This is a genomic window from Pseudomonas sp. 43NM1, from assembly GCF_002836905.1.
Classification (GTDB): domain Bacteria; phylum Pseudomonadota; class Gammaproteobacteria; order Pseudomonadales; family Pseudomonadaceae; genus Aquipseudomonas; species Aquipseudomonas prosekii.
The window spans coordinates 36446-51994 of record NZ_MKGS01000003.1; the positions used below are offsets into that span (position 1 = coordinate 36446).

The window sequence follows — 15549 nt, forward strand, 5'->3', positions numbered from 1 at the left end:
CCCGCCCAGCCTCGACAGTTGCCCGGCGCAAGTCAAGGAACGGCGAAGAACCGATTGAAACAGTCTGCGACAAGGCCGGCACCGAGCTCGTCATTCAGGTGCAAATGATGGCCGCCCGGCAGCTGTTCCCGGGCAAAGGGTAGACGCTCCAGCAACTCCGGGTGTTTGGCGAGCATGCCGTCAGCCGCGACCACTAATTGCGTAGGACAAGTGATACGCGCTACGAAGGCCATTGCCTGTTCTTCTGTCAGCCGCAGCGGCGATGGCAACGTCAGACGGCTGTCGGTGCGCCACGTGTAGCCGCCCGGCACCGGCATCAAACCGCGTTGCGCCAACAACTCCGCAGCCTCGCGACTCACCGCCACCAAGCCTTTCATCCGCGCTTCGATGGCGCGGTCGAGGGTGTTGTAGACCGGTTTGCGTTTCTCCCGCAGGTCGAGTTGCGCTTGCAAGGCCATGCCCATGCGCTCGGCCGCATTTTCGCCTTTGTCTGTAGGAGGAATCACGCCATCGATCAACGCCAGATGCGTGACGCGCTCCGGCATCGAGCCGGCAATGATCAACGCAGCAATCGCGCCCATTGAATGGCCGATCAACGCAAAACGCTTCAGCCCCAATTGCTCGGCGACTTGCAGCACGTCGTGCGCGTAATCCCACATTGCGTAGCCAGCGCCAGTCGGACGGTGTCCGGAATGACCGTGACCGGCCATGTCCAGCGCGATAATCCGCAAACCGGTGAGCTTGGGCGCCAACCGCGCAAAGCTGTTGGCGTTGTCCAGCCAGCCATGCAGGGCGATCACCGGCAAACCGTCTTCGGGGCCGAACAGGTGCGCGGCCAATTCGATGTGCGGCAGGCTCAGGCGGACTTCTTCGACGACGCTGCTCATGCGCAATCCTGCTGGCGGCGGCCTTCCCAGCGGCTGAACAGGTTTTTCAGCAGCGTAGCGGTGTCTTGCGGGCGTTCGAGGGGAAACATGTGGCCGCCGGGCATGCTCAGGGATTCGCCGAACGGCATGCGCCCGACGGAGCTGGCGTGATGGCGCATGACCACGCGGCTTTTGTGCCCGCGCACCACCGCCAATGGCACTTTCAATTGCCGGGCGCGGCCGGGGCTGGTGTGCGGCACGCCACGGTAAATGCTGATTTCGGTGGCCGGGTCGAAGCGCAGTCGCAGCTTGTCGCCGACCTTGTGCAAACCGTGCTGCAGGTAGGCGTCGAAACATTCCGGGTCGAAGCCGCGAAACAGGGTTTTGCCGGCGAAGTAGCTGCGCGCGCTTTCGATGTCCGCGAATTCTTCGCGACGGCCCAAAGTACGCCCGGCGGGGGTCAACTTATCGATGAAGCCAAACCGCTTGGCCGCACGGATCACCCACTGATCGGCGCGGGTCAGCACCGGCGAATCGAGCATGACCACGCCGCGATACAGTTCGGGGCACCGCAGCGCGGCATGCAAATGCAAGACGCCACCGAAGGAATGACCGACGCCCCAGACCGGCTCAGGCTGTTGGTTGAGGTGATGGATCAACTCGTCCACGAGGTTGTGCCAGTTGTCGTCCGCCGGGAAACGCGGGTCGTGGGCGTGCTGCTCCAGATGCGTCACCTGGTACTCCGGCGCCAACGCCGCGAACAACTTGCCGTAGGTCCCCGACGGGAAGCCATTGGCGTGGGCGAAAAAGATCTGCTGCGGCATACCGGTCAATCCATGGGCGAGAAACGTGAGGGTGATTGTCCGCAACAGCATGAGCGGCGGCAATGACTGTAACTGACAGGAATGATGACAGTCTGGCCATGGCTATGGGGGGTGTCAGTTAAATCCACCCCTCACCCCAGCCCTCTCCCCAAGGGGGAGAGGGGGAAAGGGAGCCGATCGAGGACTTTTCAGAACCTGCGTTCGACTCGGACTTTCAGGTCGATGTACTTCGACTAAACAACTCGGTCGGCCCCCTCTCCCCTCTGGGGAGAGGGTTGGGGTGAGGGATGGTTTCATCTGAAGAAACTCAACCTCAACGCGCCGGAGGATTCTCGCCCAACGGCACAACCGCCATGGTCAGGCGCGACACGCAACTGGCTTTGCCTTCGTCGCTGCTCAAGCGGATGTCCCAGACGTGCGTGGTGCGGCCGATGTGAATGGCTTTGGCCACCGCTGTCACCCGGCCGCTGCGCAAACCGCGCAGATGGTTGGCGTTGACTTCAAGGCCCACGCAATAGAATTTGCTGGCATCGATGCACAGGTAACTGGCCATCGACCCGACGGTTTCGGCCAGCACCACCGAGGCGCCGCCGTGCAGCAGGCCGAACGGCTGATGGGTGCGATGGTCGACGACCATGCTGGCGGTCAGGGATTCGTCGTCGAAGGCGTCGAAGCGGATATCCAGCACTTCGCCGATGGTGTTTTTCTGGAATGTGTTCAGTTGTTCAATGTTGGGAGCAGTACGCCAGAGACTCATCGCAGGTTCCTTTTACAGGTATAGGTATTGATGGTCGCTCAATCCTGCCACAGCACTGGCTCGTTTCGCTCGCTCCATTCTTCGAAACGCGCGCCATACGCGGCCTCGATGACGTTGCGCTTGATCTTCAGCGTCGGCGTGAGGAAGCCGTTTTCCACCGCCCAGCTGTCCTTGACCACCACCAATCGGCGCAAGCGCTCATGTTTGTCGAGCGCGCCGTTGACCTCTTCGAGGAGTTTTTCCAGGCTGCTTTGCAACCCCGCTCGCGCGGCGCCCGTCGCGTCCTGCTGGCCGACGGCCGAGAGCACGCACAAACCCAACGGCGCACTCAAGCCATCGCCGACAACGCACACTTGTTCAATCCGCGAATGCACCGCCAGCCGATTCTCGATCGGCGCCGGGGCGACGTATTTGCCTTTGCTGGTCTTGAAGATTTCCTTCAGGCGCCCGGTCAGGCGCAAGTTGCCCTGAGCGTCCTGCTCACCTTTGTCGCCGGTGCGCAGAAAGCCGTCGACAGTGATGGTGTCGGCGGTTTTCTGCGGTTCCTTGAAATAGCCGAGCATGGTCGCACCGCTGCGCACCATCACCTCGCCGGTCTCGGCAATTCGCACTTCGACGTCCGGACATGGCCGGCCGATCCAGCCCGGTTTGTTGTCGCCGGGCCGCCCGATGTGCGAGTAACCGCAACTTTCGGTCATGCCATACACCTCGAGCACGTCGAGCCCCAATTTGCGGTACCACAGCAGCAGGGTTTGTGGCACCGGCGCGGCCCCCGACAAGGCAATGCGCAACGCGTCGAGGCCGAGCCCGGCGAGCACTTTGTGCCCGACTCGCTTGCCAATGAACGGCAGGCCGAGGAGCCAATCCAGGCGTTTCGCCGGGATCTTGCTGTACACGCCCATCTGGAATTTGGTCCAGATGCGCGGCACGCCGAACAACGCGGTCGGTCGCGCGCGCTGCAAATCGGTGAGGAAAGTCTCGAGGCTCTCGGCGAAGAACACGGTTTGCCCGGTATAGATCGACGCCAGTTCGACGAACATGCGCTCGGCCACATGGCACAGCGGCAAGTACGACAGCAGCCGATCCGACTCGTTAAGCCCGAACAGTTGCGTGCCGCGCGTAGTGGCGAAACCGAGATTGCCGAAGGTGTGCATCACGCCTTTGGGCAGGCCGGTGGTGCCCGAGGTGTAGATGATCGTCGCCAATTGATCGGCGGCCGGCGTCGGATTGTCCTGGATCGGCGAGCTGTTTTGCAGGTCGTCCCAACTGAAACTGAATGTGCCGGGCGGATGCAGTGGCAGGCTGATGGTCGGCAAATCAGCACTGACGCCGCGCGACATGCCGGGCCAGTCATCGAGTTTGCCGATAAAGGCCAGCGCTGCTTCGGAATGCTCCAGCACCTGAGCCACGGATTCGGCGGTGAGGTTGGGGTACAGCGGCACCGACACATGGCCGGCCATCCAGATCGCCAGGTCGGCGACGATCCAGTGCGCACAGTTTTTCGAGATCAGGGCAATGTGGCTGCCTGGCGGCAATTCCCGCGCGCGCAACCAGTGCGCGGCGCAGCGAGCCTGATGGCCGACGTCGGCCCAGGTCAGGGTTTCGACGCGACCGCCGCCGCTGGGCTGAACCAGAAATCGCTGCTCGGGATGACGGGCTTCACGCTCGTAGAACACGTCCAGCGGCAAACGGAAAGCAGCAGACATGCGACTCGCTCCTGTTTTTTTGGTCTGGAGCAAGCGTAGTCAACCAAGCAAGTGCTTGGTTGCTTATTTGATACAAATTTTTGCGATGACCTGCGACATGGTGCGAGCGAGCTTGCTCGCGATGAGGGCGCATCCTTCGGCAGATTTATTGCCTGGGACGCCGCTTTCGCGGGCAAGCCTCGCTCCTACGAGAGCCAAAGCGGATCAGGGGTGTTTCAGCGCTTTGAGTTTCATCGCGCCGGCCAATGGCAGGTCGCCTTCGAGTTCAGCCAGGCCTGCGGTTTTCACCGCTTCCGGGTCTTGCACGTGGCCGTGCTGGAGGAACCCGAGCAAGTTGCCGACCAGCGGGTTATGGCTGACCAGCAAGGCGTTATCCACCGACACCAACTGTTCGGCCACCGCTTGCGGGCGGTTGTCCGGGGTCAGCCATTCGACGGTGCGAATCTCCGGCAGGAAACCCAAGGCATCGCGCACCAGCTCGGCGGTCTGCTGCGCGCGCAAATAAGGGCTGGCATAAATGGCGCTGATCGGATGGCCGATCAACTCGGCGGCGGTACGCAGCACTTCTTCGCGACCGTGATCGGTCAAGGCGCGCTCGGAGTCCGGACGCGAGCCGTGTGGCTCGGCTTCACCGTGGCGCAATACCCAGATTTTCATAGCTTCGGCTCCTCATCACGCGCCGGATGTGGCGCAGGCGCGACCGCGTGCGGCGCTTCACCTTCGGGTGCGCGCGGGGTTGGCCAATCGGCGAACGGCCAGGGTTTCTGATCAGTGTGGAAGGTGCCGAAACGACCGATCTGCGCGAGGAACTGGCTGAGGCTGTCGCCAAAATTCATCAGGCTGCCGCTCGGCGCGCTGTAGATCAAACGGTAGATCAGTTGCACCAGCACCACGGCGCCGAGGATAAATTGCGCCACTTGCCAGACCAGCAAGTAGACGATCATCCACAACACCCGCAGGAGGATGGATTCGTACTTGGCTTCGGTTTTCGGATCGTTCATATCTCGTCCCTGCTCCATTGGCAAAACGTGTTCAGTTGAAACCGCTGGTGGAAATGAAGTCGACGTCGGTTTTCGGCTCGCCCCGCATCAATAGACCGATCACCTGATCAAGCGTGCGACCTTCGAACAGGATGGCGTGCAGCCCGGCGACCAGCGGCATGTAGACCCCCGCTTCCTGCGATTTGGCTTTGAGCACTTTCAGCGTGTTGACCCCTTCGGCCACTTCGCCGAGGCGCGTCACTGCATCTTCCAGGCTCAAGCCTTGGCCGAGAGCAAAGCCGACTTGATAGTTGCGGCTTTTCGGCGATGAGCAGGTGACGATCAAATCGCCGACGCCGGCCAGACCCAGGAAGGTCATCGGGTTGGCGCCCTGGTTCACCGCGAAACGGGTCATTTCCGCCAGTGCGCGGGTGATCAGCATGCTCTTGGTGTTTTCGCCCATGCCCAGCGCCACCGCCATGCCGGCGATGATCGCGTAAACGTTTTTCAGCGCGCCGCCCAGCTCCACGCCGAAACGATCGGCGCTGGCGTACACGCGAAAAGTGCGCCCGTGCAACGCTTCCTGAACGCGCTGGCACAACTCTTCGTCTTCGCTGGCGACCACCGTGGCGGTCAACGCGTGCTCGGCGATTTCACGGGCCAGGTTCGGCCCCGACAACACGCCGATGCGTGCTTGCGGCGCGATCTCTTCGAGGATCTCGCTCATCAATTTGAAGGTCTGGGCTTCGATGCCTTTGGTCAGGCTCACCAGCAATTTGCCGCTCAAGCGTTCGGCGTGCGGCACCAACACGGCGCGCAACGCGCTGGATGGCAGCGCGACGAAGCACAAATCACACGCCTGCAAAGTAGCTTGCAAGTCGGTGACAGCTTCGACGCCGGGCAGAATCTTGATGCCTTTAAGGTAACGCGGGTTCTCGCGATTGACCCGAATGGCCTCGGCTTGCTCGGGATCACGCATCCACTGCAAAACCTGATGGCCATTCTCGGCCAGTAAATTAGCCACGGCGGTACCAAAACTTCCGCCTCCCAGGACCGCAATCGGGCGCTGTTCAGTCATATGCAATCCGTTAATCCATACCAGTGGCGATGCCGGCATTATACGGAGCGGCCCAGTGGCGGCCAGCCCCTGCGACAATTACCGGCAGTTGTAGGAAGAAGACCAATAAAACCGAGGAAAATGCCCAGATCGTGACTGGAAAACTCGACGACCTCGGTTAACATGCGCGCCACTTAATCGCTACCAAGGCTTTGTCGTGTTTTTCGGTCCTCCTGCACCTCGCTCGTCATTGCTGCTGGCGCTGATCTTCAGCCCGGTTTTGCTCGCCGACGACCTGTTTCTCGACAGCGAAGCGCTGCCGCAAGTGCTCACCGCAACGCGGCTCAAGCAGTCGCCAGCGGCCGTGCCGGGAAGCATGACGGTGATCGACAGCCAACTGATCGACGCCAGCGGTGCCCGCGACATCAGCGAGTTGCTGCGGCTGGTGCCGGGGATGATGGTCGGCAACATCAACGGCAATCAGCCGGCGGTGAATTACCACGGCACCAACGCCAGCGAAGCACGGCGCATGCAGGTGTTGATCGATGGCCGCTCGGTGTACCGCGCGGGCCTGGCGACGGTGGACTGGAGCGATATTCCGGTGGCCATGGAAGACATCGAGCGCATCGAAGTGTTTCGCGGCCCGAACACCGTCAGCTACGGCGCCAATGCGCTGATGGCGGTGGTCAACATCATCACGCGCAACCCGGCGGACAGCCACGGCACACGCCTGAAAATCACCCGAGGCCAGCGCGGCATCAATGATTTCTACGCCAGCCAAGGCACCGGCTGGGACGGCGGCGATTTGCGCCTGTCGCTTTCCGGCCAGCAGGACGACGGCTTTGACACCGACCGCAATGGCGCCGACTACCGCGACAGTCGACGCCTCGACCGCTTCAACCTTGCAGTCAGCCAGGCGCTCAACGACAACCAGAGCATCGACGTGCAGTTGAATGCCAAGGACGGCGCCAACCAGCGGCCTTATACCTACCGGCCAGTGTTCTCGGGGATTACCGCTGCGGGTAACAATTCCGACGTGATTGCCAAGGATTACGCCGGCTCGCTGCGCTGGAACCTCGACATCAATCCTGATCACAGCCTGTACGTTCAGGGCTCGGCGCAACATTGGGACCGCCAGCAGACTTGGCGCGCCTGTGATGCCGAGGTGTCGTTCAGCCCGCAACTGAGCGAGCTGTGGCAGATCAACCCGAACTACACCGAGCGTCTCGCGCGCAACATGTTGATGTTCACCGGCCCCGGCGCACCGGCCGGCACCGCCACCGAGCAGGCGCTGGCCAATCAAGTGCTCGACCAATGGAAAAACGGCGCCCGCCGAACCCTCTGCGGCGACATCGACCAGAGCACCCGCGAGTCGCGCTACGACCTCGAATTGCAGGACACCTTGAGCCTGTCCGATAGTCTGCGACTGGTCAGCGGCATGAACTATCGTTACGACCGGGCAGATTCCGAGACCTACTTCAATGGCACGCTCGACGACACCACGTGGCGCACGTTCGGCCAACTCGAGTGGCGCGCCAGCGAACACTGGCTGCTGCAGGGCGGCGCGATGTTTGAAGACACGCAATTGACCGGCAGTTCGCTGACCCCGCGCGTCGCGGTGAACTACCTGATCAACCCGCGCCACGGCGTGCGCGCGGTGTATTCGGAAGCAATCCGCTCGCCGAACATGTTCGAAAACAACGTGAACTGGAGCTATCAGGTGACCAACCTGCGCCCCAGCGCCTACGGCCAGTCCAGCGCTCGTTATTTCGTCAAGACCCGCGGCCCCGGCGACCTCGACAAGGAACGCATGCGCTCGCGGGAACTGGGCTACAACGGCTTCTTCGCCGAGCTCGGGCTGGCAATCGATGTGAAGCTGTTCTACGACGAAATCACCGGGATGATCAGCGAGCCGTTGCGCAACAACCAATACATCGCCAGCAACGCCAACACCTCGCAATTCTCCGGCGCCGAAACGCAACTCGACTGGCGCCTCGGCAGTGCCGATCGCGTGCGCCTGACTTACGCCTACGTCGATGCCAAGGCGAGCAACCCGCTGGACCAGCAGCAAACCGCGCGCAACAGCGGTTCGGCAGGTTGGTTGCGCGATTGGGGCCACGGCTGGAACAGCGCGCTCTTCTACTATGGTGACGACGCGCTGAACGGCTACCGTTTCGAACGGGTCGACGCGCGCCTGGCCAAACGTATCGGTCTGGGCAAGGCCAATCTGGAGCTGGCCGGCGTGCTGCAACAGCGCCTCGACAATCAGCCGACTACCTTCGCCGACAACCATTACGACCAGCGCCGAGTGCTTTATTTCAGCGCGGAGCTGGCGTTCTAAATGCGGGTTCAGTCACGGAAGACGCCAACCTTTGGCCAACTGCTCGGCGTGCTGTGCGTGGTCGTCAGTGGTTTGTTTGCCAGTCTGTCGGCGAGTGCCGTGGAAATTCTGCTGACCGGCGCTGAGGACAGCCCCGGCGTGCAATCTTTCGTCCAGGCCCTGAGAACGTTGCGCCCCAGCGACAACGTGCGTTTTCAAGCACTGGACAGCCTGCCGGCGCCGGGCAACTTGCCCAGCGGCACACGCTTGATTCTGCTCGACCCGCCGAGCCTCGACTGGCGTCTACAGGAAAGTCAGGGCCCGGCCACGCTGGTGCTGCGCATCAGCCGCCTGCAAGCGCGGCAACGCTTGAACAATCTGCAGCCCAGTCACTTGAGTCTGTTATGGAGCGATCCGCCGCTGGAGCGGCAATTGCGCCTGACCCGGATGATCCTGCCGCAAGCGCGCCGCGTCGGCGTTTTGTATGACCGCCACAGCGAATTTCTCCTCAAAGAACTGCGCCACGCCGCCCTGCCACTGGGCCTGGAGATCGTCGCCGAGCGCTGGGACGACACCAGCGACAGCCGCCCTTTGCAGGACCTGCTGAAAAACAGCGACGTATTGCTCGGCCTCGACGACCCCGATTTGTACAACCCGAAAACCGCGAAAAACCTGCTGCTCAGCAGCTACGCGCGGCAAATGGCGCTGATCGGGCCCAACGCCGCTTTCGTCAAGGCCGGCAGCCTTGCCAGCACTTACAGCGACCAGAATGACTGGCTGGCGATTCTCGACGATTTGCTCGACCGCCCGACCGCCAGTTGGCCACGCACGCTCTACCCACGGCACTTCAAAGTGTTAAGCAATGCGCAAGTGGCTCGTTCATTAGGTATTGAACAGATGAATGAAGCGTCTGTCGCAACACAGTTGGCCGAAGGAGAACGCCACCCATGACCTTCCGACGCCGTTGGGACATCAACACCCGCACCCAGATCATCAGCCTCGGCCCTGCCCTGTTGCTGACCTTGCTGCTGATCAGTTTCTTCACGTTTGTGCGCATTCAAGACCTGCGCCAGGAGCTTAATCACACCGGGCAACTGATCGCCAACCAACTGGCGCCGGCCACCGAATACGGGGTGATTTCCGGCAACAACGATGTGCTCGAAAGCCTGCTCAAAGCCACGCTGGCCACGCCCAATGTGCGCTTTCTCGAAGTGCAGGACAGCGCCGACCGGATTCTGGTGTATGTCGAGCAACCGTCGGAATCGCACAACCGTTCGCAGCAGGTCGAGGTGTTCCAGGCACCGGTGCGCCTGCAACGGATTGCGCTGAACAACGACTTCTTCGAGAACACCCGCACCTCGGTCAGTGCGCCGAGCGAGGACTACCTGGGCCGGGTGATCGTCGGTCTGTCCAATGACGCCTTCAGCCAGCGCCAGCAAGAGATTCTGTTCAAAGCAGCGATTCTGGCGTTGTTCGCCTTGCTCTTCACTTTCCTGCTGGCGCGACGCTTGGCCGGCAGTCTGTCGCAACCGATCCGCGACATCGGCAACGCGGTCAAGGCCATCCAGCAAGGCGACTACAGCACGCCGCTGCCAATCGTCGATGACACTGAGTTGGGCGCCTTGTCGCAACACATCAACAACCTCGCCGACGGCCTCGAACAGGCCAGCCGCGAACAGCAGCAAGCCATGTCGCAGTTGATCCAGACGCGTGAAGAAGCGGAGAAAGCCAACAACGCCAAATCCGACTTCCTGGCGATGATGAGCCACGAATTGCGCACGCCCATGAACGGCGTGCTGGGCATGTTGCAGTTGCTCGAAACCACCGACATGACCGAGGAGCAAGTCGAATACGCGGCGCTGGCCTCGGAGTCGACCGAGCACTTGCTGAAGGTGATCAACGACATTCTCGACTTCTCGCGCATCGAGCGCTCGGAGCTGGAACTGGAGCACATCCCGTTCAACCTCGCGGACCTGATCGGCAGTTGCGCGCAGGCGTTCCAGCACAGCGCGGCGCAACGCAAACTGGAATTGGACCTGACCATCCCCGCAGACCTGCGCGCCTTGCAGGTACAGGGCGATCCGACGCGGATCCGGCAGATTCTGGTCAACCTGGTCGGCAACGCGCTGAAGTTTACCGAGCACGGCCGCGTGTCCATTGAAGCGCAATGGCAATCGCTGGATCACGAATTGCTGTGGTTCACCTGCACCGTGCGCGACAGCGGCATCGGTATTCCGGCGGCGAGCCTGGAGTTGATGTTCAACGCTTTCCAGCAGGCCGACAGTTCGATTTCCAGACGTTACGGCGGCACCGGGCTGGGCTTGCCGATTGCCCGCACGCTGGCCGAACGCATGGGCGGCACGTTGCGCGCGCAAAGCGAGGAAGGTCGCGGTTCGGTGTTTACCCTGGAAATACCGCTGGCTCTTTATAAGCAGGCATTGCCGCCGTTGCCGAGCCCGCGCGCACCGTCGGGCAATGGTCATGGCGAGGGCCGCAATGTGCTGCTGGTGGAGGACAATCCGGTCAACCAGACGGTTATTGAAGCGATGTTGCGCAGTCTCGGTTTCACCGTCAGCGTCGCCACTGACGGCGAGCAAGCGGTACGCAGTGCCGAGAGCCTGATTTTCGAAGCGATCCTGATGGACTGCCGACTGCCGATTATCGACGGCTACGAAGCAACCCGGCAGATTCGCCAGTTACCCGGCTGCCTCGACGTGCCGATCATCGCGCTCACCGCCAACGCCTTGCAGGGTGACCGCGAAACTTGTTTGGCGGCGGGTATGAACGATTACCTGGCGAAGCCGTTCAAACGCACTGATCTGCAGCAAATTCTGCAGCGTTGGGTGCAGTAGTGCTGTCCTTTCGGCTATCTGCGACTGGCGTGAAAGGCGAAAGTGCGGCAGTCTTAGGCACCCGAACAGGCCCGAAAAGGGGCTTGAATAATAATTTCAGTGCACAAGTGTACATTCATGTCCTTGGCGCTGTGACTTTCACCACAACGCAATAGTCTATGAGTAGGCTGTCGACTCGAGGCATGAACGCTTCGATCGGCCGGGAAGATTTGCCCCACCCTGCCGCACGGGACTATTGAGGAGCTCGCATGACCAAACAAAACGCCTTTACTCGGGAAGACCTGCTGCGCTGCAGTCGCGGTGAGCTGTTCGGCCCAGGTAACGCGCAACTGCCCGCGCCGAACATGCTGATGGTGGATCGCATCACCCATATCAGCGAAGAAGGTGGCAAGTACGGCAAAGGTGAATTGGTCGCCGAGCTGGATATCACTCCAGACCTGTGGTTTTTCGCCTGTCACTTCGAAGGTGATCCGGTGATGCCGGGCTGCCTGGGCCTCGACGCCATGTGGCAACTGGTCGGTTTCTTCCTCGGCTGGCAAGGTCTGCCGGGCCGCGGTCGCGCCCTCGGTTCGGGCGAAGTGAAGTTCTTTGGTCAGGTCCTGCCGACCGCCAAGAAAGTTACGTATAACATTCAGATCAAGCGCGTCCTCAAAGGCAAGCTGAACCTCGCAATCGCCGACGGTTCGGTCAGTGTCGATGGCCGCGAAATCTACACCGCCGAAGGCCTCCGGGTCGGCGTGTTTACCTCCACTGAAAACTTCTAAGGGTTATCCGCATGCGCCGCGTCGTTATCACTGGTCTGGGCATCGTTTCGTGCCTGGGCAATGACAAAGAGACCGTCTCCGCTAACCTGCGTGCAAGTCGCCCGGGCATCCGGTTCAACCCGGAATATGCCGAAATGGGTCTGCGTAGCCAGGTTTCCGGCTCCATTGACCTGCCCCTCGAAGAGTTGATCGATCGCAAGATTTATCGCTTCGTCGGCCACGCGGCGGCTTACGCCTACCTGGCCATGAAAGACGCCATCACTGACTCCGGTCTGACCGATGAGCAAGTCTCCAACCCGCGCACCGGCCTGATCGCCGGTTCCGGTGGCGCCTCCACGCTGAACCAGATGGAAGCGTTGGACATCCTGCGTGAGAAAGGCGTGAAGCGCGTCGGCCCATACCGTGTCACGCGGACCATGAGCAGCACCGTTTCCGCTTGCCTGGCAACGCCGTTCAAGATCAAGGGCCTGAACTACTCCATCGCTTCTGCCTGCGCCACCAGTGCTCACTGCATCGGTACCGCCATGGAACAGATCCAGATGGGCAAACAGGACATCGTGTTCGCCGGCGGCGGTGAAGAAGAGCATTGGAGCCAATCGTTCCTGTTCGACGCCATGGGCGCTCTGTCCAGCAAGCGTAACGACACCCCGGAACAAGCCTCCCGTGCCTACGACGCTGACCGTGACGGTTTTGTCATTGCCGGCGGTGGCGGCATGGTCGTGGTTGAAGAGTTGGAACACGCTCTGGCCCGCGGCGCGAAGATCTACGCGGAAATCGTTGGCTACGGCGCAACGTCCGACGGCTACGACATGGTCGCCCCAAGCGGCGAAGGCGCAATCCGCTGCATGCAGATGGCGATGTCCACCGTGGATACCCCGATCGACTACCTGAACACCCACGGCACTTCGACTCCGGTCGGCGACGTCGCGGAAATGAAAGGTGTGCGTGAAGTGTTCGGCGCGAACGCTCCGGCCATCAGCTCGACCAAGAGCCTGTCGGGTCACTCCCTGGGCGCCGCCGGCGTTCACGAAGCGATCTACTGCATGCTGATGATGGAAGGCAACTTCATGGCGGGCTCCGCCAACATCGACGAACTGGACCCGGAAGTGGCAGACATGCCGATCCTGACCAAGACGCGCGAAGACGCCACCATCAACACCGTGATGAGCAACAGCTTCGGCTTCGGCGGTACTAACGCCACGCTGGTGTTGAAGCGCTGGGCCGGCAAGTAATACTCGCCGCCGCTCGCTTCAGATAAAAACGCCCCGACTGGTTCGGGGCGTTTTTTTATGCCTGGAAAATGGCGGCCCCGCCGCCCTCCTGTAGCAGCTGGCGAAGCCTGCGTTCGGCGACGTAGTCGTCGTGAAATCAGGCACCGCGGTGTGTCAGGTAAATCGTATATTCCGAATTTGCGACGACTTCGTCGCCGAACGCAGGCTTCGCCAGCTGCTACAAGTCGTGCATTTACTCGGGCCAACATGAAACATTTGTCATGAAACTCAAGAGCCTGCGACCGAATGTCGCGGTTTCAGCGGGCTGCAGCTCATTTGCAGTTTTCGCAATTATTCATTGCGAAACGAAAGCGTTTACTTAGGGAGCTAACCAAACATATAACAGAGGCCTGCACACGCTTTGCTGCAGATAACTGAAATTGGAGCTAGCAGATGACTGTAAAAGTAACTGAACGCGACGATTCACACATGTCCCACGAAGGTGTGGCCGCCGGTGTGCGGATCTGGGACGTGCATCAACAAGACTTGCTGGTCGGGATGTTTCATTCCGAGACCGACGCGCACAACTACAAGGCCGAACTGGAAACCCTGGAACAACAACGCGAGTTACGTTCTGCCTGACACCGCGAAGCATTTGGCAATCACAGCATTGAAAACGACGAACCCCGCCATTGGCGGGGTTCGTCGTTGTCGCGGGCCTTTTATCGACTCGACACAGAAAGGCTTACCACATCAGATCATCAGGAATCTGGTAAGCCGCGTACGGATCGTCCTCAGCCGCGACTTCTTCAGTCTTGACGTTCATCTGCACGATGCGCTGCGGATCACGCTCCTGGATCTTCAGCGCCGCCTCACGCGGAATCACTTCGTAGCCGCCAGCGTGATGCACGATCGCCAGCGAACCGTTGCTGAGCTTGTTGCGCATCAGCGTGTTGACGCACAGGCGCTTGACCTTCTTGTCGTCAACGAAGTTGTAGTAATCCTCGGTGGTCAGCTTCGGCAGGCGCGACGCCTCGATCAGTTGCTTGACCTGAGCGGCGCGGGCCTTGGCCTCGACCTTCTCCTGTTGCTGACGGTTCAGCTCCTGATCGCGCTTGACCTTCTCGGCCTTCGCTTCCTGAGCCGCGCGCTGCTGCGAATCATCGAGTTCAATCTGCCCCTTGTGGGCCAGGCGTTGCTGTTTCTGCTTGTCTTTGCCGACCTGTTTGGCCTGCTTTTGGTTGACCAGCCCTGCTTTGAGCAACTGGTCGCGAAGGGAAATGCTCATGGTGCTTATTTCTCACTTAGGCAACTGCTCAACCGCAGCTGGGCAAATTCTTTTCCTGACGTTTGGCTTCGCCCCACAAGGCGTCCAACTCTTCGAGGGTGCAATCTTCTATGGGACGGTGGGTGTCGCGCAATGCCTGTTCGATAAAACGGAAGCGTCTTTCGAATTTGCCATTGGCGCCGCGCAGTGCGGTTTCCGGATCGACCTTGAGGTGCCGCGCCAGATTGACCACTGAAAACAGCAAGTCCCCGACTTCATCGGCAATCGCTGCCGAGTCGTTGTCGGCCATCGCTTCGAGCACTTCATCGAGCTCTTCGCGGACCTTGTCCAGCACCGGCAAGGCGTCCGGCCAGTCGAAACCGACCTGCCCGGCGCGCTTCTGCAATTTGGCCGAACGGGACAAGGCTGGCAGCGCGGCGGGCACGTCATCGAGCAAGGACAGTTGCTCCGGCGCCGACGATTTCTCGGCGCGCTCCTCAGCCTTGATCTGTTCCCAGCGCTGTTTGACCTGTTCTTCGTTCAGGCGTGGTACGTCCAGCGGCGCATACAGATCGCCAGTAGGGAACACGTGAGGATGCCGGCGAATCAGCTTGCTGGTAATGCTGTCGACCACGCCGGCGAATTCGAAGCGCCCTTCTTCCCGGGCCAGCTGGCTGTAATAAACCACCTGAAACAACAAATCGCCCAACTCGCCCTGCAAGTGATCGAAGTCGCCACGCTCGATGGCGTCGGCAACTTCGTAGGCTTCTTCCAGGGTGTGCGGGACGATGCTCGTGTAAGTTTGCCTGATGTCCCACGGGCAGCCGAACTGCGGGTCGCGCAGGCGGTTCATCAGGTGCAGTAAATCTTCAAGTGAATACATCAATCAATCTCTGCGGCAACGCGGTGTATTGGGCAACCGGAAACCTGTAGGAGCGAGGCTTG

The 15549-nt window shown here is 60.8% G+C and carries 15 protein-coding genes; 6 read left to right on the top strand and 9 right to left on the bottom strand.

Going from position 1 to position 15549, the window contains the following annotated elements:
• Positions 1–32: 32 nt before the first annotated feature.
• The 7 genes from BI292_RS02125 to BI292_RS02155 all read right to left on the bottom strand — a co-directional run bounded on the left by BI292_RS02125 (position 33) and on the right by BI292_RS02155 (position 6211).
• Positions 33–887, bottom strand: a complete 855-nt coding sequence (locus BI292_RS02125) for an alpha/beta hydrolase (protein ID WP_092279184.1) — start codon at positions 885–887, stop codon at positions 33–35.
• The gene (locus BI292_RS02130; protein ID WP_092279182.1) at positions 884–1690 is read right to left on the bottom strand and encodes an alpha/beta fold hydrolase; all 807 of its coding nucleotides are present in this window, start codon (positions 1688–1690) and stop codon (positions 884–886) included. The genes BI292_RS02125 and BI292_RS02130 overlap by 4 nt, the downstream gene beginning before the upstream one ends.
• 313 nt (positions 1691–2003) lie before the next feature.
• A complete protein-coding gene (locus BI292_RS02135; protein ID WP_101206835.1) occupies positions 2004–2447 on the bottom strand; it encodes a hotdog fold thioesterase in 444 nt (147 codons plus the stop codon).
• 38 nt (positions 2448–2485) lie between these two features.
• A complete protein-coding gene (locus BI292_RS02140) occupies positions 2486–4153 on the bottom strand; it encodes an AMP-binding protein (RefSeq protein WP_101206836.1) in 1668 nt (555 codons plus the stop codon).
• A gap of 204 nt (positions 4154–4357) precedes the next feature.
• On the bottom strand, positions 4358–4810 hold the full coding sequence (gene sixA, locus BI292_RS02145; RefSeq protein ID WP_092279176.1) for a phosphohistidine phosphatase SixA: 453 nt from the start codon (positions 4808–4810) through the stop codon (positions 4358–4360).
• Positions 4807–5154, bottom strand: coding sequence for a DUF4389 domain-containing protein (locus tag BI292_RS02150; RefSeq protein ID WP_092279174.1), 348 nt, complete (start codon positions 5152–5154; stop codon positions 4807–4809). The genes sixA and BI292_RS02150 overlap by 4 nt, the downstream gene beginning before the upstream one ends.
• A gap of 31 nt (positions 5155–5185) precedes the next feature.
• Entirely contained in the window at positions 5186–6211 is a 1026-nt protein-coding gene (locus BI292_RS02155) for an NAD(P)H-dependent glycerol-3-phosphate dehydrogenase (protein WP_092279172.1), read from the bottom strand.
• Positions 6212–6407: 196 nt separating this feature from the next.
• Here BI292_RS02155 and BI292_RS02160 point away from each other — a divergent pair, with 196 nt between their 5' ends.
• The 6 genes from BI292_RS02160 to BI292_RS02185 all read left to right on the top strand — a co-directional run bounded on the left by BI292_RS02160 (position 6408) and on the right by BI292_RS02185 (position 13979).
• Entirely contained in the window at positions 6408–8531 is a 2124-nt protein-coding gene (locus BI292_RS02160) for a TonB-dependent siderophore receptor (RefSeq protein ID WP_101206837.1), read from the top strand.
• Positions 8532–9461, top strand: a complete 930-nt coding sequence (locus tag BI292_RS02165; protein WP_101206838.1) for an ABC transporter substrate-binding protein — start codon at positions 8532–8534, stop codon at positions 9459–9461.
• Positions 9458–11362: an ATP-binding protein gene (locus BI292_RS02170; RefSeq protein WP_101206839.1), complete on the top strand. Its 1905-nt coding sequence runs from the start codon at positions 9458–9460 to the stop codon at positions 11360–11362. Before BI292_RS02165 ends, BI292_RS02170 begins: the two co-directional genes overlap by 4 nt.
• Before the next feature lie 248 nt (positions 11363–11610).
• Positions 11611–12126, top strand: a complete 516-nt coding sequence (gene fabA / locus BI292_RS02175; protein WP_042560484.1) for a 3-hydroxyacyl-[acyl-carrier-protein] dehydratase FabA — start codon at positions 11611–11613, stop codon at positions 12124–12126.
• 11 nt (positions 12127–12137) lie between these two features.
• Complete coding sequence (gene fabB / locus BI292_RS02180; protein WP_092279164.1) at positions 12138–13358, top strand: beta-ketoacyl-ACP synthase I; 1221 nt, start codon at positions 12138–12140, stop codon at positions 13356–13358.
• 432 nt (positions 13359–13790) lie between these two features.
• Positions 13791–13979, top strand: a complete 189-nt coding sequence (locus BI292_RS02185; protein ID WP_092279162.1) for a hypothetical protein — start codon at positions 13791–13793, stop codon at positions 13977–13979.
• A gap of 103 nt (positions 13980–14082) precedes the next feature.
• Here the strand turns inward: BI292_RS02185 and BI292_RS02190 are convergent, their stop codons facing one another.
• Together BI292_RS02190 and mazG are read right to left on the bottom strand one after the other, a co-directional pair.
• Positions 14083–14625, bottom strand: a complete 543-nt coding sequence (locus BI292_RS02190; protein WP_092279160.1) for a DUF2058 domain-containing protein — start codon at positions 14623–14625, stop codon at positions 14083–14085.
• A 28-nt stretch (positions 14626–14653) separates the two neighbouring features.
• Positions 14654–15487: a nucleoside triphosphate pyrophosphohydrolase gene (mazG, locus tag BI292_RS02195; protein ID WP_101206840.1), complete on the bottom strand. Its 834-nt coding sequence runs from the start codon at positions 15485–15487 to the stop codon at positions 14654–14656.
• Positions 15488–15549: the final 62 nt, after the last annotated feature.